Below are 25,404 nucleotides of genomic sequence, written 5' to 3'. Positions count from 1 at the left end.
ATGGCGACCGACGAGCGTGCGGAGCGCCCGGCCATCCGGGTCGAGGGAGGCGCGACGGCCGAGGAGGTCGCCGCGGTGGTCGCCGTGCTCGCGGCCACCGGCGGCGCGCCGGACGCACCGGACCGTCCCTCCTCCTCGTGGGCCTCGCACCGGGCGCTGCTCCGGCACGGCCTCGCCCCCGGCCCCGGCGCCTGGCAGTGGACCTACCGCCGCTGACGCCTGCTGGGCGGCCTACTCCACGAGCGACAGGGTGCGGCTCGGACAGGTGTCGACCGCGGTCCTCGCGCGCTGGACCGCGGTGTCGTCCGCGGGATGCTCCTCGAGGACCACGACGGTGCCGTCGTCCTCGCGCTGGTCGAACGCGCCGGGGTCGGCCAGCACGCACTGCCCCGCCCCGATGCACCGGTCGAGCTCGGCCACGATCCGGGTCACGCGGCCTCGCCCCAGGTCACCGGGAGCTCGTGGATGCCGTAGATGAACGCGTCGTCCTTGTACGGCAGCTCGTCGGCGGGCGTGGCCAGCCGCAGGGTCGGGACCCGGCGGAACAGGGTGTCGAAGACGACCTGCAGCTCCATCCGTGCGAGGTTCTGGCCGAGGCACTGGTGGATGCCGAAGCCGAACGCGACGTGGTTGCGCGCCCCGCGGTCGAGCTGGATCCGCTCGGCGTCGGGGAAGGCCGACGGGTCGTGGTTCGCCGCGTTGCTGAGGGCGACGACCGGCTCGCCCGCCGGGATGACCACCCCGTCGATCTCGACGTCCTCGGTCGTGACCCGAGCGTTGGCGAACTCGGCGATCGTGTAGACCCGCAGCAGCTCCTCGATGGCGGGCAATGTACGTTCCGGGTCCTCGAGCATGCGGGCGAGCTCGTCGGGGCGTTCGAGGAGGGTCACCACGCCGAGGGAGATCATGTTGGCGGTCGTCTCGTGCCCGGCGATGAGCAGCAGGAAGGCCAGCGACAGGACGTCCTCGGGGTCCCGGCCCTGGGCGAGCTGGCGGCCCAGCAGGTCGTCGGGTGGGTCCTCCGCCTTGCTGGCGATGAGGTCCTTCAGGTAGCCCACCAGCTCGTGGACGACGCGGTCCCTGTCCTCGGCGGAGGTGTCGCGGCGCAACACGGCCGCACTGCGCACCTGGAAGAAGTCGTGGTCCGCATACGGCACGCCCAGCTGCTCGCAGATGACCAGGGACGGCACCGGGAGCGCAAGATCGCGCACGAGGTCGGCGGGGCGTGGGCCGGCCAGCATGGCGTCGATGTGCTCGTCGACGATCTCCTGGATCCTCGGACGCAGGTCGGCCATGCGACGCACCGTGAACTCGCCGACGACGGCCCTGCGAGCAGCGCCGTGTGCGGGTGGGTCGAGCTCGATGAGCGACGGACGCATCCCGCCGGTGGGGCGGCCGCCGGGAGAGAACCGCGGGAAGTTCGGGTCCTGACGGTCGGAGCTGAACCGGGCGTCGGTCAACATCGTGCGGATCTGGTCGAGTCTGCTCAGCACCCACGCCTCCTGGCCGCTGCCGAGGGTCACTCGGCCGACTCCCCCGTCGGCGTCGCGGATCCGGGTGTGCTCCTGCGGTGGCGCGTACGGACAGTGGCGGGCAGTCTGCAGAGCGGGTGGCGTAGCCATCGAGATCCCCTGTCGCTCGGATTAAACGGAAGCAATTCTTCCGCTTATCTCGAGCGTAGGACTGACCCCGGGGCCCCGCCACTCGAGAGGTTCGACCGGCCCGGACGGGGCCACGCGGCGTCAGCCGGGAAGGCTGGCGTCAGCCGGGGAGGCTGAGGTCGACCGCGCTGACCGGCCTGCCCGGCAACGCGTGTCGCCCCTCGGCCGCCAGGCCGTCGAGGACCAGGGTCAGGCACCGGCGGGCCAGCAGGTCGGACATCGCCTCGGACGGGCTCGGAGGTGGCTTGAGCAGCAGCGACACCACGGCGAAGACATCACCGGGGCCGACGTCCGTGCGCATCGACCCCTCCTCCTGGGCGCGGACCACCAGCTCCTCGATGATCCCGATGGCCTCCGATCGGGCCTGCATGAACGCGGGCGCTCCCAGCACGGCGTGTCGGGAGGGCTTGTCCATCGAGGTCAGCTGCGTCCCGAGCCGCAGGCCCACCGCCCGGTTCACGATGCGCACCAAGGCGTCCCAGGCGACGGCCTCCTCGGCGAGAACGGTGCGTGCGTCGGCGAGAAACGTCGTGAGGGTCTCGAGCGCGACGGCCTGCTGCAGCGCGCTCCGGTCCGGGAAGCGGCGGTAGAGGGTGCCGACCCCGACCCCGGCGCGGCGGGCGATCTCGTCCATCGGCACGCCCGGCCCGACCTCGGCGAACGCCAGCCTGGCGACGTGCACGATCTGGTCGCGGTTGCGCTGCGCATCGGCGCGCAGTCGCCCGCTCTCGCTCTCCATCGGTTCCTTCCCGCGCTCCCGGCGGGTCCGGACCGGGCTCACCTCGCCCCATCCCGGAGGCTCGGCTGCGCGACGTCTGGTGGGGCCATGGCGGCGTTCTCGGGTTGACGGGCTCATCATGCCCGTCCGTGTCGCCGCCGAACAGGGCCTCGCTCCACCCGGAGATCCGGGCCGTACGGACCAAGCCGCGCATTTCGGGCCCTCATGACCGTGGTGCGCCAGACACCCCACCGCCGGCGGCCCCGTCGGTCCTGCCAAGAGTCTTGACGCGCGACACACCCACCCCCCGAACGACCGACACGACCCACTCCGAATGGGCACCGACCCTCGCGGGACCAACCCCGCCCCGCCCCGAAACAGCCCGATATTGCGATTCCTTTACCTTCTGTCGCCTTTGCCTTGGAGACTGATCTCGTTGTGCAGCAGGCGGACCCATGCCACAACTGGACGCCGACCTTCTCGCCCGACACCGGGCCTCCCCGCGGTCCGGAAAACCCCGGGGACGACCGTCCGTGGTGTCGGGTACCGTCCGGCGGGTGAGCGCCGCAAGCAGCCCGACCCGCCCACCCACCCCCGTCGACGCCGTGGCCGAGGACCACTTCGACGCCGTCGTCGCGGCCAGCCCCATCGAGGCCACCTATCTCGGCGTCCCAGGCCACGACACCGAGCTCGACGACCTCTCCCCCGACGGCTACGCCCACCACGCACAGCTCGCTCGCGACACCCTCGCGCGACTCGACACCGTCGACCCGGTCGACGACGTCGACCGGGTCACCGTCGCCGCGATGCGCGAGCGTCTCGGCCTCGCCGTCGAGACCCACGACGCGGGCTTCGACCGCATGGAGCTCAACGTCATCGCGTCACCGCTCCAGGGATGCCGCGACGTCGTCGACCTCATGCCCACCGACACGCAGGAGCACTGGGCGACCATCGCGGCGCGCCTGTCGCAGGTCCCCCGCGCGCTCGGGCAGTACCTCGGCACGCTGCGTGAGTCCGCGGACCGCGGGCTCGTCACACCGCGCCGGCAGGTGGAGGCGTGCATCCGGCAGTGCGAGGAGCTCACCACCCCGGACGGCTACTTCACCGGTCTGCTCGCCTCGGCCCGGGCCGGGAACGACCCGCTCGACGACAGCGTCGCCACCGACCTGCGCCGTGCCGTGGAGGCGGCCGCCGCGGCCTACCAGGACGCCGGCACCGCCCTGGCCGCCGACCTCCTGGACCACGCCCCCGCCTCGGACGCCGCCGGGCGCGAGCGCTACCAGCTGGCCTCGCGGCTGTTCCTCGGCGCCACCATCGACCTCGAGGAGACCTACGCCTGGGGTCAGGAGGAGCTCGCCCGGATCGTCGCCGAGATGCGGGCCACCGCGCACCGCATCTCCCCCGGGGCGAGTGTCGCCGAGGCCGTCGAGGTCCTCGGCCGGGACGACTCCTACCGCCTCCTCGGCACGGACGCCCTGCGCGAGTGGATGCAGGTCAAGGCCGACGCCGTCATCGCCGACCTGGCCGACGTCCACTTCGACATCCCCGAGCCGGTCCGCACCATCGAGTGCCGGATCGCCCCCACCCAGACCGGCGGCATCTACTACACCGGGCCGAGCGAGGACTTCTCGCGCCCCGGCCGGATGTGGTGGTCGGTCCCCAAGGGCGTCACCGAGTTCCGTACCTGGAGCGAGCTGACCACCGTCTACCACGAGGGCGTACCCGGCCACCATCTCCAGGTCGCCCAGACCGTGTACCGCAGTGACCTGCTCAACCGATGGCGGCGGATGATGTGCTGGGTCAGCGGGCACGGCGAGGGCTGGGCGCTCTACGCCGAGCGCCTCATGGCCGAGCTCGGGTACCTCGACGACCCGGGCACCTACCTCGGGATGCTCGACGGCCAGTCCCTGCGGGCCGCCCGCGTCGTCCTCGACATCGGCGTGCACTGCGGCTTCGAGGCTCCGGCCGAGGTCGGCGGTGGCGAGTGGACCTACGAGAAGGCCTGGCAGTTCCTCACCGCCCACTCGAACGAGAGCGAGGGGATGCTGCGCTTCGAGCTGGACCGCTACCTCGGCTGGCCCGGACAGGCCCCGAGCTACAAGATCGGCGAGCGCCTCTGGATGCAGATGCGCGACGAGGTCCGGGCCCGTGAGGGTGCCGCCTTCTCCCTCGAGGACTTCCACCGCCGGGCGCTCGACGTCGGGTCCGTGGGGCTGGACGTGCTGCGCGAGGCCGTCCTCTCCCGATGACATCGTTGACGACGCAGGATCCCGGGCTCGGCCGCGCAGAGGAGTCTGCGAGCCGCTGACCTGCCAGGACACCCCCACCAGGAGGGCACGAACCACTCTCGACACCGCGCCTGCGGTGAGTGGCGGCCCCCGACGTCCCCGTCATACTGGGTCGCACACACGATCCGGGAGGAGGTGCCGTGAGTCGAGCGAGAGGGCGTCGTCCGGCGGGGAGCAACACCCGCGAGGCCATCGCCGAGGCCGCGGCGCGCCAGTTCGCCGAGCTCGGCTACCCGCGGACGACCCTGCGGGGCATCGCGCGGGAGGCGGACGTCGACACCCGCCTCGTCACCCACTACTTCGGCAGCAAGCAGAACCTCTTCGTCACGGTCGTCGAGTTCCCCTTCCAGCCGGACCTCGTGATCGGCGACCTCATCAGCGGCGGCGGGCAGGACATCGGGCGCCGCCTGGCCCGCTGGGTCATCCGCACGCTGGAGTCACCGGACACGATGCGGATGATGACCGGGCTGCTGCGGGCCGCCGCGTCCGAGGACGAGGCCTCGGTGCTCGTCCGGCAGCTGCTGACCGAGCGCCTGCTCGTCCCCCTGGCGCAGCTGCTCGGTGCCGACCGACCCGAGCTGCGGGCGGCGCTGATCGGCACACAGCTGAGCGGCTACGTCTTCAGCCGGTACGTGCTGGAGCTGCCCGGGATGCAGGACGTCGACCGCGAGGTGCTGGCCGAAACGGTCGCACCCGTCCTCCAGCACTACCTCACCGGCGACCTCGGCAGTGCACGGCTCGCCTGACCTCTACGGTGGCGCCATGCCCGCCGTGACCCTCCTCCTCGCCTCCGCCAGCCCTGCCCGGCTCACCACCCTCCGCGCCGCGGGGGTCGAGCCGGTCGTGCAGGTCTCGTCGGTCGACGAGGACGCCGCGCTCGACGAGGCCGAGGAGACGCACGGCCCGCTCGCCCCCGCGGACGTCGCGCTGCTCCTCGCCCGAGCGAAGGCCGACGACGTCGTCGCGGCGCTCGACGCCGCGCCCGGGGCCGACGCCTCACGGACCGACCTCGTCCTGGGCTGCGACTCGGTCCTCGAGCTCGACACCGAGGTGCACGGCAAGCCCGCCGACGCCTCGGAGGCGAGGGCACGCTGGCGCCGGATGCGCGGCCGGTCGGGGGTGCTGCACACCGGCCACTGGCTCGTCGACCGCCGCGACGGCGCCTCCGGCGGCAGTGGCGGCCTGGTCGGCGCGACGGCGTCCACCACCGTCCACTTCGCCGACCTCACCGACGAGGAGATCGACGCCTACGTCGCGACCGGCGAGCCGCTCCGGGTCGCCGGGGCGTTCACGATCGACGGCCTCGGCGGGCCGTACGTCGCGGGCATCGAGGGCGACCCGAGCACGGTGGTCGGCGTCTCGCTCCCCCTCCTGCGCGACCTCACCGCGGAGCTCGGCATCCGCTGGCACGACCTGCGCGGTCCGGCATGAGCGGCGCCCCGGGACGTCCGGCCGGCCCCCTCGTCGTCATGGGCCCGAGCGGCAGCGGCAAGTCGGCCCTCGCGGCCCGGCTCGCGGACGTCCTCGGGTGGCCGATGGTGGACGCCGACGACCTCCACCCGGCGGCCAACGTCGAGAAGATGAGGTCCGGGGTGCCGCTCACCGATGCCGACCGGTGGCCCTGGCTGGACGCGGTCGGCGCGGCGATGCGCGGCCGGGACGTCGTCGTCGCGTGCTCCGCGCTGCGGCGTGCCCACCGGGACCGGCTGCGCGAGGCCGAGCCGGAGGTGCGGTTCGTCGCGCTCGCCGTGCCGGTCGAGGAGCTCGAGCGCCGGATGACCGGCCGCGAGCACTTCATGCCGCCGGCCCTGCTGCGCTCGCAGCTGGAGGCGTTCGAGCCGCTCGAGGAGGACGAGCCCGGGACGACGGTCGAGAACGTCGCGGCGCCGGACGACGTCGTCGACGACGCGCTGCGCCGGCTGCACACCGGCTGAGGCGGCGCGTCTCAGACGGGCGGGACGTCGCGGCGCTTGTCCGCGAAGTGCCGGTCGCGCCGGGCCGCGTACCGCAGCCGGTGCAGCAGCTCGGTGCGCAGCTCCTCGGGCTCGACCACCTGGTCCACGACGAGGTCCGCCGCGAGCCGCTCGAGGTCGACGTCCTCGAGGTACTCGGCCCGTCGCTCGGCGACGAACCGGTCCCGCGCCTGCTCTCCCTCGGCCGCCTCGACCTCGGCGATCTTGTTGGCGTACACGGCGTTGACGGCCGCCTCGGGACCCATCACGGCGATCCGTGCCGTGGGCAGGGCGATCGTCGCGTCCGGGCCGAAGCCCGGTCCGCCCATCGCGTACAGCCCGGCCCCGTAGGCCTTGCGGACGACGACGCAGAGCTGCGGCACGGTGGCCGACGCGACCGCCGAGACCATCTTCGCGCCGTGCCGGATGATCCCGCCGCGCTCGACCTCGGAGCCGATCATGAAGCCGGGGACGTCGGCGAGGTAGACCAGCGGGACCGAGAACGCGTCGCACAGCCAGATGAACCGTGCGGCCTTGTCCGCGGAGTCGCTGAAGAGGACCCCGCCCTTGACCGCGGAGTTGTTCGCCACGATGCCGACGCTCTCGCCGCCCATCCGGGCGAAGCCGACGACGAGCTCGGGCGCGAAGAGCGGCTTGACCTCGAAGAAGCTGTCGTCGTCGACGAGGCCGTCGATCAGCCCGTGCACGTCGAAGGGCTGGCTCTCGCGCTCGGGCACGGACCGCCGGGTGAGGGGCACGGCCGGCTCCTCGGGGTGGTAGCCCGGCGGTGGGGTGCGCCAGGAGTCCGGCAGGTACGAGAACCAGAGGCGTGCGAGCTCGATCGCCTCGGCGTCGTCGGCCGCGAGGAGGTCACCGACCCCCGAGACCGTGCAGTGCATCCGGGCGCCGCCCATCTCCTCGAGCGAGACCTTCTCCCCGACGACCATCTCGGCCATCCGGGGGCTGCCGAGGTACATCGACGCGTTGCCCTCGACCATGACGATGACGTCGCAGAAGCTCGGGATGTACGCGCCGCCGGCGGCGGACGGCCCGAAGAGGCAGCAGACCTGCGGCACCTTGCCCGACAGCGCGACCTGGTTGTGGAAGATCCGGCCCGCGCCCCGCCGGCCCGGGAACATCTCGACCTGGTCGGTGATCCGGGCACCCGCGGAGTCGACGAGCCAGAAGACGGGCAGCTCCTCACGCAGCGCGGTCTCGGTGGCGCGGACGATCTTCTCGACGGTGCGTGCCCCCCACGAGCCCGCCTTGACCGTGGGGTCGTTCGCGATGACGACGACCGGCCGGTCCTCGACCGTGCCCCGGCCGGTGACGACCCCGTCCGCGGGGAGCCCGGGCGCGAGGGCGTTGGCGTACCGGCCGTCCTCGACGAACGACCCGTCGTCGAGGAGCAGGGCCAGCCGGTCGCGGACGTAGAGCTTGCCCTGGGCCTCGAGCTTGGCCGCGGCCTTCTCGGTGGGTGCCGCCGACGCCGCCCGTGCCTCGTGGAGCCGGCTCCGGACGTCCTCGACGCGGGGGTCGGTGTCGCTCATGCCGAGAGGCCCAGACCCTTCGCGAGCACCATCCGCTGCACCTCGGAGGTGCCCTCGCCGATCTCGAGGATCTTCGCGTCGCGGTAGAAGCGCGCGACGGGGTACTCCTCCATGAACCCGTTGCCGCCGAACACCTGTGTGGCGATGCGCGTCGCGGTGACCGCGGCCTCCGAGGTGTACAGCTTGGCCTTCGCCGCCGCCTGCGACACCTCCTCGGCCGACCGGCGGCCCGCCTCGTGCTCGTCCTTGAGCCAGGCGGCGCGGTAGGTGAGCAGCCGGGCGGCGTCCTCCATGACGGCGAGATCGGCGACGGGGAACGCGACGCCCTGGTTGGCTCCGATCGGCCGCCCGAAGGCGGTCCGCGTACGGGCGTACCCGGCGGCCTCCTCGCGCATCCGGGTGATGAGCCCGACCGCGAGCGCACTGATCGCGATGCGGCCGTCGTCGAGCGTCTTGAGGAACTGGTGGAAGCCCCGCCCCCGCTCGCCGAGCAGGTGGTCGGCGGGGACCCGACAGCCCGAGAACGAGAGCCCATGGGTGTCCGAGATGTTCCAGCCCATCTTCCGGTAGGCGGGCTCGACGGTGAAGCCGGGCGTGCCGGAGGGGACCATGACCGCGGAGATCTCCGGACGCCCGTCCTCGCGGGTGCCCGTGCGCGCGGTGACGGTGACGACCGATGTGATCTCCGTGCCGGAGTTCGTGATGAACGCCTTCGCGCCGTCGAGGACCCACTCTCCGGCCGCCTCGTCGAGCACCGCCCTGGTCCGGGTCGCCCCCGCGTCGGAGCCGGCGTCCGGCTCGGTGAGCCCGAACCCGGCGAGCGCGCGCCCGGCGACGAGGTCGGGGAGGAAGCGCTCCTTCTGCTCGTCCGTGCCGTAGGTGAGGACCGGGTTGATCCCGAGGCCGACGCCGGCCGAGAGGGTGATCCCGATCGACTGGTCGACCCGCCCCAGCTCCTCGATCGCGATGCACAGGCTCGTGAACGCGCCACCCTCGGAGTGCTCGAGCGAGCCGCCGTAGGCCTCGGGGACGACGAGCCCGAAGAGCCCGAGCTCCCCCATGACCGGCACGAGCGCGGTCGGGAAGTGGTGCTCGCGGTCCCAGTCCGCCACGTACGGCTCGACGGCCTCCGTCGCGAAGTCCCGGACGACCGCCCGGAACTCCTCGTGGTCCTTCCCCAGCTCGAACATGGACGCTCCTTCACGCAGTGGGCCCGCCCCCGGGTCGCGGTGGACGGCCGTCGGTCACGTTCTTGACGTTGACGTCAACGTAAAGCAATACTCGGCGCGTGACAAGCCAGACGACCGGCTCGCCCGCCGCGCCCGACGACCCGTCCCGCACGTGGACGATCGCGGAGGTCGCGGAGGAGTTCGGCGTCACCCACCGCACGGTGCGGCACTACGAGGAGCTCGGCCTCATCTCCCCCGACCGCCGCGGGACGACCCGCGTGTACCACCGGCGCGACCGCACCCGGCTCGCCCTCGTGCTGCGTGGACGACGGCTCGGCTTCCCCCTCGACGAGATCCGCACGATCATCGACCTCTACGACGCACCGCGGGGCCGGCGCAGCCAGCTCGAGTACGTCCTGTCCCAGATCGACGAGCGCCGCACCGACCTCGAGCAGCGGCGCCGGGACCTCGACGCCGCCCTCGCCGAGCTCGAGACGTTCGAGCGGCGCTGTCGCGACGACCTCGATCGGCTCGGCCGACTGTGAGGATCGACGACGCAGCCTGATGGCGCCGGGCGTGGTCGACCCTGCCGACGGGCCGCCGTCCCATCCCCTGCCGGTGTGGCGGAGGGCCCGTCGGCCGAATCGAACGTCGACCGCCCAGCTCGACCGGTTCGACGATGGCGCACATCCTCACGACGTGGCATCACCCGGTCATGACCGGCTCGAGCCATCTTTCGGCTGACATCGTTGTCCACGAACCACATCTCACGCCCCACCCGTCGCAGCACCCGCGCCGCGCCCCATCCGTCACGTCCGACCCCTCGCCGCGCCGACGTCCGGTGCGCTCACCGGGCGAGCAGCGTGTCGACCTCGTCGGGGGTCGGGCAGGTGTCCGGACCCTTGCGCGTCACGGTGAGCGCCGCGGCGGCGTTGGCCCGCGCCGCGGCCTGCGCCCAGGCGAGTCCGGCCGTCCGGGACGCGAGCAGCACCCCCGTGTGGGTGTCCCCCGCCCCGTTGGTGTCGACGGGCCGCTGCGGATGGCCGGGAAGGACGGTCTCGGCGCCGCGCTCGCGCACCAGGCAGCCGCGGGGACCGTCCCGGACGACGACCACGGCACCCTCCGGGAGCAGCCCAGCGATGATGTGCGCGCTCTCGCGCACGCCGTCGACACCCGCGAGGGCCGCGGACTCCGCGGCGTTGCCGGTCCACACCGTCGTCCGGCGCAGCACCGCGTCCCGCACGTCCGGGTCGACCTCGGGGAAGCCCGCACCGGGGTCGAGGACGACGTGCACGGCCTCGTCGAGCGAGCCGAGCCAGGCGACGAGCGGGTCACGGGGGCGGCCGAGCAGCGAGTAGCCGCTGACGCAGACGTGGTCCCCCGGCTCGGGCGCGCTCGTCGCGAAGGACTCCACGGTCACGCGCCGCTCGGCCCCCTGGGTCGTGACGAACGTGCGCTCCCCGCCCGGCTCGACGAGGACGACGCAGACGCCCGTGTCGAGGTCCGGCACGCGCGGGGCGGACATCTCGACGCCCTCCGCGCCGAGGACGGCGCGCACGAGGTCACCGTTCGGGCCGGTGCCGACTGCCCCGGCGTGCACCGCCCGGGCACCCGTCCGGGCCGCGGCGACCAGGACGGTCGCCGCTCCCCCGGCGTACCGCTCGTACCCCGACGCCATGACGTTCCCGCCGGGCGGCGGCAGCCGTGGCACCTCGAGCACGGCGTCGACGAGCGCCTGGGCGGTGTGGATGACGCGTCCGGCCATGTCCCGGACCCTAGCGACGCCTCGCCGGGGGAGGTCAGCCGACGCGGGTGCGGACCTCGTACAGCTCGGGGAAGAAGGTGAGGTCCAGGGCCCGGCGGAGGAAGTCGACCCCGCTGGACCCGCCGGTGCCCACCTTGTGCCCGATCGTGCGGGTGACGACCTGCAGGTGGCGGAACCGCCACTGCTGGAAGAGGTCCTCGACGTCGACGAGCTCCTCGCACGTCTCGTACACGCCCCAGTGCTCGTCGGGCGCGGCGTACACCTCGGCGAAGACGTCGACGAGGGCCGGGACGAGCCGGTAGGGCTCCCGGACGTCCCGCTCGAGCACCTCGGCCGGGACGGCGTAGCCGCGGCGCGCGAGCAGCCGGAGGAGCTCGTCGTAGAGCGTCGGTTCGGCGAGCAGCTGCTCGAGCCCCGCGCGCGCCCGCTCGTCGTGCTCGAAGACCCGCAGCATCTCGGCGTTCTTGTTGCCGAGGAGGAACTCGACGGCCCGGTACTGGTCGCTCTGGAAGCCCGAGCTGGTGGCGAGGAACGGGCGGATCTGCGCGTACTCGCTGGGGGTCAGCGTGGCGAGGACGTCCCACATCTCGACGAGCTGGCGCTGCACGTGCTTGACCCGCGCCAGCCGCTTCAGCGCCGGGGCCAGGTCGTCGGAGGCCAGCAGGCCGCGCGCCGAGCGCAGCTCGTGGAGCAGCAGCGTGAGCCACAGCTCGGACACCTGGTGCTGGACGATGAAGAGCAGCTCGTCGTGCTGGGGCGGCTCGCTGCGCGGGTGCTGGGCCGAGAGCAGCGTGTCGAGGTCGAGGTACGCCCCGTACGACATCGCCTTCCCGAAGTCCCGTCTGATGCCCTCCTCGAGGGCTCGCTTCGCCCGGTCGACCGCACCATCGCTCATGGCCGTCATCGTGCCACCGCGCGAAGCCGGGCCGGTGTCAGCGCACCTCCAGCCCGACGAGGGCGGCGTGCCCCCGGGCGTCGACCCGCACGACGGCGACGACCGTCCCGTCGCGCACCGAGCCCTCCACGGCGGCCGCTTCGTCCTGCGGGAGGAAGTACGACTCGATGCCGCAGGTCAGCCGCCAGTCGGCCCGGCAGGCGAGGTACGGCTGGTCGTCCGGCCGGCGCGTCTCGACCGTCGTCCCCACCCAAAGGTCGCCCTCCCGGCGCAGTGGGACGAAGACCGGCCCCTCCGGAGCCTCGTCGGAGGATGGGTCGAAGCGGTCAGCGGGATCGGGCAGGTCGGGGTAGCCGAGCTCGACGTAGGCCCCGCGGAAGGGGTCGAGCGGGTCCACCGGCTCGACGCGCAGCCGGACCTCCTCGCCGGTGAGCCGCGCCGAGAGCGGCGCCCACACCGCCACGCCGAGGAGGACGACCTGGGCGACGAGGGCGGCGAGCACCCGCGTGGTCCGCGAGGTGGTCACGAGAGCACCTCCCGACCCTGAGCCGCGAGCCGTCGCCGGCCGCGGTCGGCGAGGACACCGGTGGCGAGGAGCACGACGCCGACGAGGAGGAACAGCCAGGCCCCGCTGAGGATCGGCGCGAACACCGCGAGCGCCTGGGTGGTCACGAAGACGACGAGCGCGGCGGTGGCGAGCCAGGTGAGCCGGCCGGAGTCCCGCATGCCGCCGAGGACCGCGTAGCCGCTCGCGACGAGGAGGTACACGCCGACGGCCACGGCGGCCCGGGCCCAGTCGCCGACGGCGAGGTCGGCGGTCGAGGTCGGGTCCTCGTCCGCGCGCCAGACCGCGAGAAGCACGACGAGCACGGTCGCGCCGGTCGCGAGCCCCACCTCGAGCCGGTCGAGACGGTCGCCGCGGAGCACGGCGAGCCCCGCGAGGAGCGCAGCGAGACCGAGCACGACGAGCGGCAGCGGCGCCCCGAGCTCGACCTCGGCGGCGTACGGCAGGGCGGCGGCGAACAGCCCGCCGAGCACGAGCACGGCGCCGACCTCCCGCCAGGGGAGACCGAGCGAGCGCCAGACACCTGCGCCGCCCGCGAGCCGGTGGTGGAGGACGCCGACCGCGACCGAGGCGAGCCCCGCCGCGCCGACCGCGAGGAGCACGGACACGACGTCGTCGGCGGTGCTCACGACGTGCCACACGAGCCAGTACGCCCCGAGCACGACGCCGAGCACGACCGGGCCGATGCCCGCGACGGCGTACGCGTAGGCGAGCACGCCGAGCGCCCAGACCCCGACGAGCAGCGGCTCGTAGGCCGGCACCTGGAGGCTCTGTGCCGCCTGGAAGACGACGGCGCCGAAGGCCCCGGCCGCGAGCAGCCGGACGGCCCCGACGACCGGCGAGGCGACGCCGCCGCCGTGCTCCTTGCGCGTGGCGAGCAGCTCGGCGCCCGCGGTGAGGCCGAGCCAGACCGCCGCGACGACCGCGAAGCGCAGGGCGGGCGGGAGGGCGTCGAGGTTGGCGGCGACGAGCCAGACGAGCCCGAGCCCGACGAAGGCCGCGCCGAGCGTCAGGACGATCCGGGCGAGGGTGAACCGGCGGTGGGCGACGTAGCGCCCGCGGATGGCTGCCACGGCGGTGGCGTCGACGAGCCCTTCGGCCTGCCAGCGCGGGAGCTCGCCCTCGAGCCACGCGAGCTGGGCGGGCGTGGCCGGGTGGGCGGTGGCGGACCCGTCGCCCGGGCCGGGCGGCACCGGGTCGGTGGTCGTCGTGGGCGGGGCCGTCATCGCGTCCTCCTCGGGGCCGATGTGCCGCTGCGGGCACGGCCCCAGTCTCCCGCCGTGCCGGCGCGACCGCCATGAGGTGCGCTACTCAGCCGGGCGCCTCGCGGCGGGCAGGAGACGGCCTCCTCGGACCACCTCCGCGCCCGGCCGGCCGAGCGTCCGGCGAAGCGCACGGCCGAGCGACGCACCGGCTCCTGGGCCACGAGGACGCTGCCGAGGACGAGGACCATCGCGGCGAGGTGGACCGGCCCGAAAGCCTCGCCGAGGAGGACGACGCCGAGCACCGTGCCGACGACGGGGTTGACGAGGCCGACGACGGCGACCGCGCCGGCATCCATCCGGGTCAGCCCCCGGAACCACACGGTGTACGCGAGGACGGAGCCGACGAGGCCGAGGTAGGTCAGGGCGAGCGCCCCCGGGACGTCGAGGGCCGGTGGCGGCCCCTCGACGAGGAGCGCGACCGGGACGAGGGCCAGCCCGCCGGCGACGAGCTGCCAGGAGGTGGTGACGAGCACCTCGCCGGGACGCGTCCAGCGCTTGACGAGGACGAAGCCGGTGGACGCCGACACGATCGCCCCGACGGCGGCTGCGACCCCGGCCGGGTCGACCGGCCCGCTGCGGTCGTTCTGCCAGACGAGGAGCACGACGCCCGCGATGCCGGCGAGCGCGGCGAGCACGGTGACGGGCGGCTGCCGCTCCCGCAGCGCGAGCCACGCGACCGCCATGACAACGAGCGGCGAGAGTGCGGTGAGCGTCGAGGCGAGCCCGCTCGGCAGCCGGTACGCGGCGACGTAGAGCAGCCCGAAGAAGACCGCGTGGTTGAGCGTGCCGAGGACGGCCGCCCGCCCCCACCAGGCACCGCGGGGCAGACGGCGCAGCCAGAGGAGCATGAGGACCCCGGCGGGCAGGATGCGCGCGGCCGCGGCGAACATCGGCCGGTCCGGCGGCAGCCACAGCTGGGTCACCGCGTACGTCGATCCCCAGGCGACGGGCGCGACCGCGGTGACGAGGGCGGTGCGCAGCCGCGGCGAGGTATCTTCCACGGAAGACACAATACCTTCCACGGAAGTTATCGTCCGGTCATGGACCACGTGCGCACCGTCCACGAGCAGTGGCTCACCGAGCGGCCGGACCTCGACACCTCCCCGATGCTCGTCGTCGGCCGCATCCACCGGGTCGCGGCCGCCCTCACCCCGGAGCTCGAGGACGTCTTCGCGCGGTTCGGTCTCGGAGAGGGCGAGTTCGACGTCCTCGCGACGCTGCGTCGTCACGGTGCCCCCTTCACCCTGACCCCGGGTGAGCTCGCGCAGCGGACGATGGTCACGTCCGGAGCCGTGAGCAAGCGGCTCGACCGGCTCGAGGCCCGCGGGCTGGTCGAGCGCCGGGCGGACGCCAGCGACGGACGATCCCGCTCGGTGCACCTCACGCCCGCCGGCCGCGAGCTCGTCGACGACGCGATGACCGCGCACATGGCCAACGAGGAGCGGCTGCTCGCCGCCCTCACGACCCGGGACCGCGAGCAGCTGGCCCGCCTCCTCGCCCGGCTCGCCGAGTCTCTCGGCGCTTGACCCTGCCGACGGCCCCGAGCCCGTCACCGCGCCGCCCGCTAGAGTCCGAGCCATGCCCATCAGCAAGGTCCTCATCGCGAACCGAGGCGAGATCGCCGTCCGCATCGCCCGCGCCTGCAAGGACAGTGGCATCGGCTCCGTGGCCGTGTACGCCGACCCCGACCGGGACGCGCTGCACGTCAAGGTCGCCGACGAGGCCCACGCCCTCGGCGGGTCGACCCCGGGCGAGTCCTACCTGCTGCAGGACAAGCTCATCGAGGTCGCCCGCGCCGTGGGCGCCGACGCCGTCCACCCCGGCTACGGCTTCCTTGCCGAGAACGCCGACTTCGCCCGGAAGGTCATCGACGCCGGCCTGGTCTGGATCGGTCCCGGTCCGGAGGCCATCGACAGCCTCGGCGACAAGGTCAAGGCGCGGCACATCGCGCTGGACGCGGACGCACCGCTCGTGCCCGGCACCAAGGACCCGGTCGACGGCCCGGACGAGGTCGTCGCGTTCGCCGAGGAGCACGGCCTGCCGGTCGCCATCAAGGCCGCGTACGGCGGCGGCGGCCGGGGGCTCAAGGTCGCCCGGACGATCGAGGAGATCCCCGAGCTCTTCGACTCCGCGGTCCGCGAGGCCGTCACCGCGTTCGGGCGCGGCGAGTGCTTCGTCGAGCGCTTCCTCGACCACCCGCGCCACGTCGAGACGCAGTGCCTCGCCGACCAGCACGGCAACGTCGTCGTCGTCTCCACCCGCGACTGCTCGCTCCAGCGGCGCAACCAGAAGCTCGTCGAGGAGGCGCCCGCGCCGTTCCTCACCGAGGAGCAGCACACCGAGCTGCTGCGCGCGTCGAAGGCCATCCTCACCAAGGCCGGGTACGTCGGCGCCGGCACCTGCGAGTTCCTCGTCGGGCCGCAGGGCGACATCAGCTTCCTCGAGGTCAACACCCGCCTCCAGGTCGAGCACCCGGTCTCCGAGGAGGTCACCGGCATCGACCTCGTCCGCGAGCAGCTGCGCATCGCCGACGGCGAGCACCTCGACTACCCCGACCCCGAGCCGCACGCGCACTCGTTCGAGTTCCGGATCAACGGCGAGGACGCCGGCCGGAACTTCATGCCGGCCCCCGGCACCGTGACGCGGATGGTCGTCCCCCAGGGACCGGGCGTGCGCTGGGACGCCGGGATCGTCGAGGGCGACACCGTGGCGGGCGCGTTCGACTCGATGATCGCCAAGCTCGTCGTCACCGGCCGCACCCGCCGGCAGGCCCTGGAACGCTCGCGCCGCGCCCTCGACGAGCTCGTCGTCGAGGGGATGCCCACCGTCGTCCCCTTCCACCGCAAGGTCGTCTCCGACCCCGCGTTCGCGCCGTCCGACGCCGACGCGCCGTTCTCGGTGCACACCCGGTGGATCGAGACCGAGATGGACAACGACATCGAGCCCTACAGCGGCCCGACGGGTGAGGCCCCCGAGCCCGAGGAGCGGCAGACCGTCGTCGTCGAGGTCGGCGGCAAGCGGCTCGAGGTCTCGGTGCCCGGCGGCCTGTCCTTCGGCGGCGGCGGCGGTGGCGGAGGTGGCACGAAGAAGAAGGCACCGCGCCGCAGCGGCAGGACCGGCGGCGGGGCCGCGGTCTCCGGGGACGCCCTCACCGCGCCCATGCAGGGCACCATCGTCAAGGTCAGCGTCGAGGAGGGCGCAACCGTCGCCGCCGGCGACCAGGTGGTCGTCCTCGAGGCGATGAAGATGGAACAGCCGATCACCGCGCACAAGGCCGGCACCGTGACCGGGCTCCAGGCCGAGGTCGGCGCCACCGTGACCAACGGCGCCGTCATCTGCGAGATCGCGGACGCCCCCGAGGGCTGAGCACCGCCGGCGCCCCCGGCGCTACTCCCCGGGGGTCATCGGGAAGGGGTCGCCCGCCCCGCGCCGAGGCTGCGGGTCGTCCCCCGTCCCGGGCGTCGGGTTGGGGGCCACCGCGGTCGCAGCGTGCGGGTCGTGCGGGGCCCACGGCTCGTCCGTGTCGGGGTCGGGGTCGGCCAGCGCGCTGCCCGCCGGACGCTGCGGGAGACCCAGCCCCGACCGCAGCCCGGCCATCCCCTTCGTGACGTAACGCATCCGCTCGGCCGGGACGCGCTCGCGCAGGAAGGCCTCCGCGGCGTCGACGGCCTTCGCGGCCTGCTCGGGGTTGTCCCGCGCGTACTCGCGGACCTGACGCACCACGCTCGTCACGAGGGCGGCCACGGCCGCCGCCTGGATCTTCTTCACGGGTCCTCCTGGGGCTCGGACGCTGGATGGGTCAGTCGGTGGGGTGCAGCCGGCGGGCGGCCTCGGCCACCGAACCGGAGAGCGAGGGGTAGACGGTGAACGTCGAGGCCACCTGGTCGACGTTCAGCCGGTGCTGCACGGCGAGGGTCACGGGGAAGATGAGCTCGGAGGCCCGAGGTGCGACGACCACGCCGCCGATGACCGCGCCCGAGCCCTTCTGGGCGAAGAGCTTGACGAAGCCGTCGGTGATGCCGAGCATCTTCGCCCGCGGGTTGCGCGACAGCGCCAGGGTGAGGACCTCGGCGTCGACCTTCTCCTCGTCGAGGTCCTTCTGGCTCACCCCCACCGTGGCGATCTCGGGGTCGGTGAAGATGTTCGCCGAGACGACCCCGAGGTTGAGCGGCGCGACGGCGTCCCCCAGGGCGTGCGACATGGCGATCCGGCCCTGCATCGCCGCGACGGACGCCAGCGGCAGCACGCCCGTGCAGTCGCCGGCCGCGTACACGCCCCGGACCGACGTACGCGAGACCTTGTCGACGGCGACGTGGCCCGAGGGCAGGAGCTCGACACCGACCGACTCCAGACCGAGGCCCTGGGTCTGCGGCACCGAGCCGACGGCCAGCAGGGCGTGCGTGCCGGTGACCTCGCGCCCGTCCTCGAGCCGCACGACCACGCCCTCCCCGGCGCGCTCGACCGCCGCCATCCGCGAGCGACCGAGCACCTCCATCCCCCGCTTGCGGAAGACGTCCTCGATGACCGTCGCGGCGTCGGGGTCCTCGCCCGGCAGGACGCGGTCGCGGGAGGAGACGAGCACGACCTCGGACCCGAGCCCGAGGTAGGCCTGGGCCAGCTCGGCACCGGTGACGCCGGACCCGACGACGACGAGCCGCTGCGGGAGCTCGCCGAGGTCGTAGATCTGCTGCCAGGTGAGGATGCGCTCGCCGTCGGGCACGGCGGTGTCCATCACCCGCGGCGCCGCACCGGTGGCGACGAGGACGACGTCGGCCTCGAGCTCCTCGGAGCCCTCTGCGGAGCGGACGGCCACGGCGGTGGGCGACGCGAGCGCCCCCTCGCCCTCGACGATCCGGACGCCCACCTCCACCAGGCGGCTGCGGATGTCCTCGCTCTGGGCCCCGGCGAGCGCCATGACGCGCCGGTTGACCTCGGGGAGGTCGGCGAGGGCGTCGGTGATCCGGTCACCGTCGTCGTCCTCGAGCCGGACGCCGAGGTCGGCGGCGGTGCCGAAGTCGCTCATGTAGTCGGCGGTCGAGATGAGCGTCTTGCTCGGCACGCAGTCCGTGAGGACCGCCGCACCACCCATCCCGCTGCGCTCGACGACCGTCACCTCGGCGCCGAGGTGCGCGGCGACGAGGGCGGCCTCGTAGCCGCCCGGGCCGCCGCCGAGGATGACGACTCTGCTGCTCCGCGCGCTCACGGGTTCCATCCAACCACCCGGGCCCGGCCGGCCGGCCGCGGCTCAGCCCACGAGCCGACCATGTTGCCGCGGTGGTGCTGCACCGACCCGCGCCGGATCGCCAGGAGCAACCTCTACACCGAGAGACGCACAAGCTGTCGTCATCCGCACCGGCAATGTGCTGTGCGGATGACGACACGGTGTGCGTCTGCCTCCCCGGGCGCCGCTACCACTCGATGCGCGTCTGCCACCCGGTGCGAGCCGCATCCCGGTGCGCCGCTTCCGCCTCGTCCGCTGCCCCGCCCGCCGCTGCCGCGGGACGCGACCCGGCCGTCGGTAGGCTGCCGGGGTGACCGACACCGCTGCCGTCCACGACCTCACCGACCCCGCCGCCGACCCGTTCGCGGTCGCCGAGGCGGCCGCGGAGGTCATCCGCGAGCGCACCGGCGCCGCGCGTCACGACGTCGCCCTCGTCCTCGGTTCGGGGTGGGGCCAGGCCGGCGACCTCGTCGGCGAGACGCTCGCGACGATCGACAACACCGACGTCCCGGGGTTCGCGAAGGCCGCCGTCGAGGGGCACAGCGGCACGATGCGCTCGGTCGCCATCGGCGACACCGGCCGGCGCGCCCTCGTCTACGGCACTCGGACCCACTTCTACGAGGGCCGGGGCGTCCGCTCGGTCGTCCACGGCATCCGCACCGCCGCGGCCGCGGGCTGCTCGGCGGTCGTCCTCACCAACGGCTGCGGTGGGCTCGATCCCGAGTGGATGCCGGGTACACCGGTCCTCATCTCGGACCACATCAACCTGACCTCCGCGACCCCGCTCGAGGGCGCGACCTTCGTCGACCTCACCGACCTCTACTCCCCCCGGCTGCGCGCGGTGGCCCAGGAGGTCGACCCGACCCTCGACGAGGGCGTCTACGTCCAGTTCCGCGGCCCGCAGTACGAGACGCCGGCCGAGGTCCGGATGGCGCGGACCCTCGGCGGGGACCTCGTCGGCATGTCGACCGCACTCGAGGCCGTGGCGGCCCGGCACGTCGGGCTCGAGGTGCTCGGCATCTCCCTCGTGACGAACGCGGCGGCGGGCATCTCGCCGAACCCGCTGAGCCACGAGGAGGTCCTCGAGGCCGGGGCGGCCGCCGCCGACCGCTGCGGCCGCCTGCTCGCCACCGTCGTCGCCCGCATCTGAGACCCACCGTGCCGCCGACAGAGGACCTCGCCGCCCTCCTCGACCACGCCCGCGCCTGGGCGGCCGACGACCCCGACCCCGTCACCCGGGCCGAGCTCGGGTCCCTCGTCGAGCGCGCCGCCGTGGGTGACCCCGGCGCCACCGCCGAGCTCGCCGACGCGATGTCCGGGATGCTCGCGTTCGGCACCGCGGGGCTGCGCGGACGCCTCGGGGGCGGCCCGAACCGGATGAACCGGGCGGTCGTCATCCGCGCGGCTACCGGGCTCACCGCCCACCTGCGCACAAACTCCCCCGCACCGTTCGTCGTCGTCGGCTTCGACGCCCGCACGAACAGCGACGTCTTCGCCCGCGACACGTGCGCGGTCGTCACGGGCATGGGCGGCCGGGCGGCCCTCCTCCCCCGTCCGCTGCCGACGCCGGTGCTCGCGTACGCGATCCGCCACCTCGGCGCGGACGCGGGGGTCATGGTCACCGCGTCGCACAACCCGCCCGAGGACAACGGCTACAAGGTGTACGTGGGCGACGGCTCGCAGATCGTGCCGCCGGTCGACGGGCTCATCGCCGAGCAGATCGCCGCAGTCGCGTCGGTCGCATCCGTCCCGCGGGCGGCGGACGGATGGGACGCCCTCGGCGACGACGTGCTCGAGGCCTACCTGCGCGACGTCGCGACGGTCGTCGACCCCGGTTCACCGCGTGACCTCACCGTCGTCCACACCGCGCTGCACGGCGTCGGGTCCGAGACGGTCCGCCGCGCCTTCGGAGCCGCCGGCTTCGAGCCACCGGTGCCGGTGCCCTCCCAGGCCGAGCCCGACCCCCGCTTCCCCACCGTGTCGTTCCCCAACCCCGAGGAGCCGGGGGCGATGGACGCCGCCCTCGAGCTCGCCGAGCAGACCGGACCGGACCTCGTCGTCGCCAACGACCCGGACGCCGACCGGTGCGCCGTCGCCGTGCCCGCGCCGGGCGGCTGGCGGATGCTCCGCGGCGACGAGGTCGGTGCGCTGCTCGGCTCACACGTCCTGGCACGCGGGGTCGCACACGACGCCGTCTTCGCCTGCTCGATCGTCTCCTCCCGGCTGCTCGCCGCGATGTGCCGCTCGGCCGGGGTCCGGCACGAGGAGACGCTCACCGGCTTCAAGTGGATCGGGCGGGTGGAGGGCCTGCGGTACGGCTACGAGGAGGCGCTCGGCTACTGCGTCGACCCGGGGCGCGTCCGCGACAAGGACGGGGTGTCGGCCGCGCTCCTCGTCGCCGAGCTCGCGGCGACGCTCAAGGCCGCAGGCCGCACCCTGCTCGACCGCCTGGACGACCTGGCCCGGGCGCACGGCGTGCACGCCACGGACGCCTTCTCGGTCCGGGTCGAGGACCTCTCCGTGATCGCGGACGTCATGGCTCGGCTGCGGTCGGCGCCGCCCGCCACGGTCGCCGGCATCGAGGTCGGGCGCGTCGACGACCTCGCCCGGGGCGACGGCGGGCTGCCGCCCACCGAAGGGCTGCGGTGGTACCTCGCGGACGGCTCGCGGGTCGTCGTCCGGCCGTCGGGCACCGAGCCCAAGCTCAAGGTGTACCTCGAGGTCGTGGAGGAGCCCACCGACGACCTCGCCGCCGCCCGCATCCGCGCCCGGGACCGCCTGGCCGACCTACGCGCCGAGCTCGAGCGCCTCACGACCCCCTGACGCCCCTCTCGTCCGGTCGAGAGTCGAGAGCACGCCGCGAACAGGTCGTCGCCGGCGGCATGTTCTCCACTCTCGACCGGTGCTCCTAGACTCGCCGGGTGAGCACCGCCACCGATGTCGACGCGACGGCGCGCGCCCGGGAGATCCTCGGCGTCTCGCGCCTGACGAACCAGGCCCTGACCCGCTGGCTGCACGGCCTCCCCGGAGTCGACCAGGTCGGCTGCGAGACCCGCGCCGCGGGGCTGTCCACCCGGTCGATCAAGACCACGAGCAAGGCGTGGGCGATCGACCTCGCCATCTCGATGATCGACCTCACGACCCTCGAGGGCGCCGACACCCCGGGCAAGGTCCGCGGCCTCGCCACCCGGGCCCTCGTCCCGGACCCGACCGCCCCGGACACCCCGAGCCCGGCGGCCGTCTGCGTCTACGGAGACATGGTCGGCATCGCCAGGGACGTCCTCGGCGACTCCGGCGTCAAGGTCGCCGCCGTCGCCACCGCCTTCCCCAGCGGCCGGGCGAGCCGGGCCGTCAAGCTCGCCGACACCCGGGACGCGGTCGAGGCCGGCGCCGACGAGATCGACATGGTCATCGACCGCGGCGCGTTCCTCGCCGGCGACTACCTCACGGTCTTCCGCGAGATCGCCGAGACCAAGGAGGCCTGCGGCGACGCCCGGCTCAAGGTCATCATGGAGACCGGTGAGCTCGCCACGTACGACAACGTCCGCCGCGCGTCGTGGCTCTCGATGCTCGCAGGCGGCGACTTCGTCAAGACCTCCACCGGCAAGATCTCCCCCGCGGCGACGCTCCCGGTCACCCTGACGATGCTCGAGGCGGTGCGCGACTGGCGCGACCTCACCGGCGAGATGGTCGGGGTCAAGCCGGCCGGCGGCATCCGGACGAGCAAGGACGCCATCCGCTACCTCGTCACCGTCCACGAGGTCGCCGGTGAGGACTGGCTCGACAACCACTGGTTCCGCTTCGGCGCCTCCAGCCTGCTGAACGATCTCGTGCTCCAGCGGCAGCGGATGGCGACCGGCGCCTACTCCGGTGCCGACTACGTCGCCGACGACGCCCCGAGCGGCTACTGACCACCCCTGCAGACCAAGGACAGCAGCGCATGCCCACCTTCGAGTACGCACCGTCTCCCGAGTCCCGGGCCGTCGTCGACATCGCGAGCAGCCACGGGCTGTTCATCGGCGGCGAGCTCGTCGAGGCCACCGGCGGCACGCCGTTCAAGACGGTCAACCCGGCCACCGAGGAGGTCCTCTCCGAGGTCTCCGAGGCCACCGCCGACGACGTCGACGCCGCCGTCCGCGCGGCCCGCACCGCCTACACCCGCATCTGGTCCCGGATGAGCGGCGCCGACCGCGGCAAATACCTCTACCGCATCGCGCGGATCATCCAGGAGCGCTCCCGCGAGCTCGCCGTCCTCGAGACGCTCGACAACGGCAAGCCGATCAAGGAGAGCCGCGACGTCGACGTCCCTCTCGTCGCGGCGCACTTCTTCTACCACGCGGGCTGGGCCGACAAGCTCGAGTACGCCGCGCTCGGTCCGAACCCGCGCGGCATCGGGGTCGTCGGGCAGGTCATCCCGTGGAACTTCCCGCTCCTCATGCTCGCGTGGAAGGTCGCCCCGGCCCTCGCCACCGGCAACACGGTCGTCCTCAAGCCCGCCGAGACGACCCCGCTCACGGCGCTGGCGTTCGCGGAGATCTGCCGCCAGGCCGACCTTCCGCCCGGGGTCGTCAACATCGTGACCGGTGCCGGCGCGACCGGCCAGGCGATCGTCGACCACCCGGGCATCGACAAGCTCGCCTTCACCGGCTCCACCGGCGTCGGCAAGATGATCGCCCGCTCGATCGCCGGCACCCGCAAGAAGGCCACGCTCGAGCTCGGGGGCAAGGGCGCGAACATCGTCTTCGACGACGCGGCGATCGACCAGGCCGTCGAGGGCATCGTCACCGGCATCTTCTTCAACCAGGGCCACGTGTGCTGCGCGGGCAGCCGGCTGCTCGTCCAGGAGAACGTCGCCGACGAGGTGCTCCGGCGGCTCAAGCGGCGGCTCGGCACCCTGCGGGTCGGCGACCCGATGGACAAGAACACCGACGTCGGTGCCATCAACAGCAAGGCCCAGCTCGAGCGGATCACCGAGCTCGCGGCCGCCGGCGAGGCCGAGGGCGCCCAGCGCTGGGACTCCGGGTGCGAGCTGCCGCGCAAGGGCTTCTGGTTCCGCCCGACCGTCTTCAGCGACGTCGCGCAGACCCACCGGATCGCCCAGGAGGAGATCTTCGGGCCGGTCGTGTCGGTGCTCACCTTCCGCACCCCCGGGGAGGCCGTCGCGAAGGCGAACAACACGCCGTACGGGCTGTCCGCCGGCATCTGGACCGAGAAGGGCAGCCGCATCCTGTGGATGGCCGACCAGCTGCGCGCCGGGGTGGTCTGGGCGAACACGTTCAACAAGTTCGACCCGACCTCGCCGTTCGGCGGCTACAAGGAGTCGGGCTACGGCCGTGAGGGCGGGCGGCACGGGCTCGAGGCGTACGTGCAGACGGGGGACGGGCAGTGAGCGCGCGGGTCGACGTCCGCAAGACGTACAAGCTGTACATCGGCGGGAAGTTCCCCCGCTCCGAAAGCGGCCGCTCCTACGAGGTGATGGCGGCCCCGACCGGCCGCCGGACGACCCCCCGCTTCCTCGCCAACGCCGCGCTGGGCTCGCGCAAGGACGCCCGGGACGCCGTCGTCGCCGCCCGCAAGGCCCAGCCGGGCTGGGCCGGGGCCACCGCGTACAACCGCGGCCAGGTCCTCTACCGCGTGGCGGAGGTCATGGAGGGTCGTCGAGCGCAGCTCGTGCAGGACGTGCGCGACGCCGAGGGCCTCACGGCCGCCCGGGCCGAGGCCGTCGTGTCCGCCGCCGTCGACCGCTGGGTCTGGTACGCGGGCTGGTCCGACAAGTACCCGCAGGTGCTCGGCGGGCTCAACCCGGTCGCCGGGCCGTACTTCGACATCTCCGCGCCGGAGCCGACGGGGGTGGTGGCCGTCCTCGCGCCGCAGGCCTCGTCGCTCCTCGGTCTCGTGTCGGTCGTGGCGCCGGTCGTCGTGTCCGGCAACACGTGCGTCGTGCTGGCGTCCGAGGAGCGGCCGCTACCGGCCGTCGACCTCGCCGAGTGCCTCGCGACGTCCGACGTCCCCGGTGGGGTCGTCAACATCGTGACCGGCCGCACCGCCGAGATCGCGCCGTGGCTGGCCTCGCACCGGGACGTGGGCGCCATCGACCTCACCGGGGCCGCGGACGCCGACGGTGTCGACTGGGGCGAGCTCGAGCTCGCCGCCGCCGAGAACCTCAAGCGGGTGCTCCGGCCGGGTGGCACCGGGGTGACGGCGGTCGAGCCCGACTTCGAGCCGGTCCCCGACCTGTCACGCCTGTCGGCCTTCCTCGAGACGAAGACCGTCTGGCACCCCAAGGGCCGCTGACCCCTCGCCGACCCCGAACGTGGGTGAGGGGTGGCTACCTGCTGCACGTTCTTCACCCACG

Annotated in this window: 25 protein-coding genes; 13 read left to right on the top strand and 12 right to left on the bottom strand. The window is 73.6% G+C overall.

Annotated features, from left to right (window positions below):
- The gene (locus JQN72_RS01510) at positions 1–216 is read left to right on the top strand and encodes an acyl-CoA carboxylase epsilon subunit (protein ID WP_204133383.1); all 216 of its coding nucleotides are present in this window, start codon (positions 1–3) and stop codon (positions 214–216) included.
- A gap of 15 nt (positions 217–231) precedes the next feature.
- Here the strand turns inward: JQN72_RS01510 and JQN72_RS01505 are convergent, their stop codons facing one another.
- The 3 genes from JQN72_RS01505 to JQN72_RS01495 form a co-directional block, all read right to left on the bottom strand.
- Entirely contained in the window at positions 232–432 is a 201-nt protein-coding gene (locus JQN72_RS01505) for a ferredoxin (protein WP_204133382.1), read from the bottom strand.
- Positions 429–1,622, bottom strand: coding sequence for a cytochrome P450 (locus JQN72_RS01500; RefSeq protein ID WP_204133381.1), 1,194 nt, complete (start codon positions 1,620–1,622; stop codon positions 429–431). Before JQN72_RS01500 ends, JQN72_RS01505 begins: the two co-directional genes overlap by 4 nt.
- Positions 1,623–1,761: 139 nt before the next feature.
- Positions 1,762–2,400: a TetR/AcrR family transcriptional regulator gene (locus JQN72_RS01495; protein WP_204133380.1), complete on the bottom strand. Its 639-nt coding sequence runs from the start codon at positions 2,398–2,400 to the stop codon at positions 1,762–1,764.
- Between the two features lie 536 nt (positions 2,401–2,936).
- On the opposite strand from JQN72_RS01495, the gene JQN72_RS01490 reads away from it, so the two are divergent.
- From JQN72_RS01490 to JQN72_RS01475, 4 genes are all read left to right on the top strand, one after another.
- Entirely contained in the window at positions 2,937–4,628 is a 1,692-nt protein-coding gene (locus tag JQN72_RS01490) for a DUF885 domain-containing protein (protein WP_307812352.1), read from the top strand.
- Positions 4,629–4,807: 179 nt separating this feature from the next.
- On the top strand, positions 4,808–5,413 hold the full coding sequence (locus tag JQN72_RS01485; protein WP_204133378.1) for a TetR family transcriptional regulator: 606 nt from the start codon (positions 4,808–4,810) through the stop codon (positions 5,411–5,413).
- Between the two features lie 16 nt (positions 5,414–5,429).
- Complete coding sequence (locus JQN72_RS01480) at positions 5,430–6,098, top strand: nucleoside triphosphate pyrophosphatase (RefSeq protein ID WP_204133377.1); 669 nt, start codon at positions 5,430–5,432, stop codon at positions 6,096–6,098.
- Entirely contained in the window at positions 6,095–6,601 is a 507-nt protein-coding gene (locus JQN72_RS01475) for a gluconokinase (RefSeq protein WP_239099932.1), read from the top strand. The genes JQN72_RS01480 and JQN72_RS01475 overlap by 4 nt, the downstream gene beginning before the upstream one ends.
- Before the next feature lie 11 nt (positions 6,602–6,612).
- Here JQN72_RS01475 and JQN72_RS01470 read toward each other — a convergent pair whose 3' ends face one another.
- The gene (locus tag JQN72_RS01470; protein ID WP_204133376.1) at positions 6,613–8,169 is read right to left on the bottom strand and encodes an acyl-CoA carboxylase subunit beta; all 1,557 of its coding nucleotides are present in this window, start codon (positions 8,167–8,169) and stop codon (positions 6,613–6,615) included.
- Positions 8,166–9,359, bottom strand: coding sequence for an acyl-CoA dehydrogenase family protein (locus tag JQN72_RS01465; RefSeq protein ID WP_204133375.1), 1,194 nt, complete (start codon positions 9,357–9,359; stop codon positions 8,166–8,168). The genes JQN72_RS01470 and JQN72_RS01465 overlap by 4 nt, the downstream gene beginning before the upstream one ends.
- Before the next feature lie 98 nt (positions 9,360–9,457).
- On the opposite strand from JQN72_RS01465, the gene JQN72_RS01460 reads away from it, so the two are divergent.
- On the top strand, positions 9,458–9,883 hold the full coding sequence (locus JQN72_RS01460; RefSeq protein WP_204133374.1) for a MerR family DNA-binding transcriptional regulator: 426 nt from the start codon (positions 9,458–9,460) through the stop codon (positions 9,881–9,883).
- A gap of 302 nt (positions 9,884–10,185) precedes the next feature.
- Here the strand turns inward: JQN72_RS01460 and JQN72_RS01455 are convergent, their stop codons facing one another.
- Genes JQN72_RS01455 through JQN72_RS01435 form a run of 5 tightly spaced genes read right to left on the bottom strand, consistent with a single transcriptional unit; the run spans position 10,186 to position 14,829 of the window.
- Positions 10,186–11,103, bottom strand: a complete 918-nt coding sequence (locus JQN72_RS01455; RefSeq protein WP_204133373.1) for a PfkB family carbohydrate kinase — start codon at positions 11,101–11,103, stop codon at positions 10,186–10,188.
- Between the two features lie 34 nt (positions 11,104–11,137).
- Positions 11,138–11,998: a tryptophan 2,3-dioxygenase gene (kynA, locus tag JQN72_RS01450; protein WP_204133372.1), complete on the bottom strand. Its 861-nt coding sequence runs from the start codon at positions 11,996–11,998 to the stop codon at positions 11,138–11,140.
- A 37-nt stretch (positions 11,999–12,035) separates the two neighbouring features.
- Complete coding sequence (locus tag JQN72_RS01445) at positions 12,036–12,524, bottom strand: GDYXXLXY domain-containing protein (RefSeq protein ID WP_204133371.1); 489 nt, start codon at positions 12,522–12,524, stop codon at positions 12,036–12,038.
- Positions 12,521–13,789: a DUF2157 domain-containing protein gene (locus tag JQN72_RS01440; RefSeq protein ID WP_204133370.1), complete on the bottom strand. Its 1,269-nt coding sequence runs from the start codon at positions 13,787–13,789 to the stop codon at positions 12,521–12,523. Before JQN72_RS01440 ends, JQN72_RS01445 begins: the two co-directional genes overlap by 4 nt.
- On the bottom strand, positions 13,786–14,829 hold the full coding sequence (locus JQN72_RS01435) for an EamA family transporter (protein ID WP_307812351.1): 1,044 nt from the start codon (positions 14,827–14,829) through the stop codon (positions 13,786–13,788). Before JQN72_RS01435 ends, JQN72_RS01440 begins: the two co-directional genes overlap by 4 nt.
- A 39-nt stretch (positions 14,830–14,868) precedes the next feature.
- On the opposite strand from JQN72_RS01435, the gene JQN72_RS01430 reads away from it, so the two are divergent.
- Positions 14,869–15,354 carry a MarR family winged helix-turn-helix transcriptional regulator gene (locus JQN72_RS01430; RefSeq protein ID WP_204133369.1) on the top strand — a complete coding sequence of 162 codons (486 nt, stop codon included), beginning with the start codon at positions 14,869–14,871 and terminating at the stop codon, positions 15,352–15,354.
- 52 nt (positions 15,355–15,406) lie between these two features.
- Complete coding sequence (locus JQN72_RS01425) at positions 15,407–17,194, top strand: biotin carboxylase N-terminal domain-containing protein (RefSeq protein ID WP_204133368.1); 1,788 nt, start codon at positions 15,407–15,409, stop codon at positions 17,192–17,194.
- A gap of 21 nt (positions 17,195–17,215) precedes the next feature.
- Here JQN72_RS01425 and JQN72_RS01420 read toward each other — a convergent pair whose 3' ends face one another.
- Positions 17,216–17,596: a hypothetical protein gene (locus JQN72_RS01420; protein ID WP_204133367.1), complete on the bottom strand. Its 381-nt coding sequence runs from the start codon at positions 17,594–17,596 to the stop codon at positions 17,216–17,218.
- A 31-nt stretch (positions 17,597–17,627) separates the two neighbouring features.
- Entirely contained in the window at positions 17,628–19,040 is a 1,413-nt protein-coding gene (locus JQN72_RS01415; protein WP_204133366.1) for an NAD(P)H-quinone dehydrogenase, read from the bottom strand.
- Between the two features lie 319 nt (positions 19,041–19,359).
- Between JQN72_RS01415 and JQN72_RS01410 the strand changes: the two genes are divergently transcribed.
- From JQN72_RS01410 to JQN72_RS01390, 5 genes are all read left to right on the top strand, one after another.
- Entirely contained in the window at positions 19,360–20,199 is an 840-nt protein-coding gene (locus JQN72_RS01410) for a purine-nucleoside phosphorylase (RefSeq protein ID WP_204133365.1), read from the top strand.
- An 8-nt stretch (positions 20,200–20,207) separates the two neighbouring features.
- On the top strand, positions 20,208–21,872 hold the full coding sequence (locus JQN72_RS01405) for a phospho-sugar mutase (RefSeq protein ID WP_204133364.1): 1,665 nt from the start codon (positions 20,208–20,210) through the stop codon (positions 21,870–21,872).
- Positions 21,873–22,015: 143 nt separating this feature from the next.
- Positions 22,016–22,960, top strand: a complete 945-nt coding sequence (deoC, locus tag JQN72_RS01400) for a deoxyribose-phosphate aldolase (protein ID WP_307812363.1) — start codon at positions 22,016–22,018, stop codon at positions 22,958–22,960.
- Positions 22,961–22,989: 29 nt separating this feature from the next.
- Complete coding sequence (locus tag JQN72_RS01395) at positions 22,990–24,438, top strand: aldehyde dehydrogenase family protein (RefSeq protein WP_204133362.1); 1,449 nt, start codon at positions 22,990–22,992, stop codon at positions 24,436–24,438.
- The gene (locus tag JQN72_RS01390; protein WP_204133361.1) at positions 24,435–25,343 is read left to right on the top strand and encodes an aldehyde dehydrogenase family protein; all 909 of its coding nucleotides are present in this window, start codon (positions 24,435–24,437) and stop codon (positions 25,341–25,343) included. The genes JQN72_RS01395 and JQN72_RS01390 overlap by 4 nt, the downstream gene beginning before the upstream one ends.
- Positions 25,344–25,404: the final 61 nt, after the last annotated feature.

Source organism: Phycicoccus sp. CSK15P-2 (assembly GCF_016888005.1).
GTDB lineage: Bacteria > Actinomycetota > Actinomycetes > Actinomycetales > Dermatophilaceae > Phycicoccus.
The sequence above is the reverse complement of the archived record's forward strand: the minus strand, read 5'-3'. Positions and strand labels throughout refer to the sequence as shown.

Bases quoted from the DNA above. Each gene is read 5' to 3' on its own strand.
- JQN72_RS01395 (WP_204133362.1), top strand. From the start codon at position 22,990: ATGCCCACCTTCGAGTACGCACCGTCTCCCGAGTCCCGGGCCGTCGTC.
- JQN72_RS01475 (WP_239099932.1), top strand. From the start codon at position 6,095: ATGAGCGGCGCCCCGGGACGTCCGGCCGGCCCCCTCGTCGTCATGGGC.
- JQN72_RS01470 (WP_204133376.1), bottom strand. From the start codon at position 8,169: ATGAGCGACACCGACCCCCGCGTCGAGGACGTCCGGAGCCGGCTCCAC.
- JQN72_RS01495 (WP_204133380.1), bottom strand. From the start codon at position 2,400: ATGGAGAGCGAGAGCGGGCGACTGCGCGCCGATGCGCAGCGCAACCGC.
- JQN72_RS01430 (WP_204133369.1), top strand. From the start codon at position 14,869: ATGGACCACGTGCGCACCGTCCACGAGCAGTGGCTCACCGAGCGGCCG.
- JQN72_RS01425 (WP_204133368.1), top strand. From the start codon at position 15,407: ATGCCCATCAGCAAGGTCCTCATCGCGAACCGAGGCGAGATCGCCGTC.
- JQN72_RS01480 (WP_204133377.1), top strand. From the start codon at position 5,430: ATGCCCGCCGTGACCCTCCTCCTCGCCTCCGCCAGCCCTGCCCGGCTC.
- JQN72_RS01440 (WP_204133370.1), bottom strand. From the start codon at position 13,789: ATGACGGCCCCGCCCACGACGACCACCGACCCGGTGCCGCCCGGCCCG.
- kynA (WP_204133372.1), bottom strand. From the start codon at position 11,998: ATGAGCGATGGTGCGGTCGACCGGGCGAAGCGAGCCCTCGAGGAGGGC.
- JQN72_RS01510 (WP_204133383.1), top strand. From the start codon at position 1: ATGGCGACCGACGAGCGTGCGGAGCGCCCGGCCATCCGGGTCGAGGGA.
- JQN72_RS01455 (WP_204133373.1), bottom strand. From the start codon at position 11,103: ATGGCCGGACGCGTCATCCACACCGCCCAGGCGCTCGTCGACGCCGTG.
- JQN72_RS01500 (WP_204133381.1), bottom strand. From the start codon at position 1,622: ATGGCTACGCCACCCGCTCTGCAGACTGCCCGCCACTGTCCGTACGCG.
- JQN72_RS01415 (WP_204133366.1), bottom strand. From the start codon at position 19,040: ATGGAACCCGTGAGCGCGCGGAGCAGCAGAGTCGTCATCCTCGGCGGC.
- JQN72_RS01465 (WP_204133375.1), bottom strand. From the start codon at position 9,359: ATGTTCGAGCTGGGGAAGGACCACGAGGAGTTCCGGGCGGTCGTCCGG.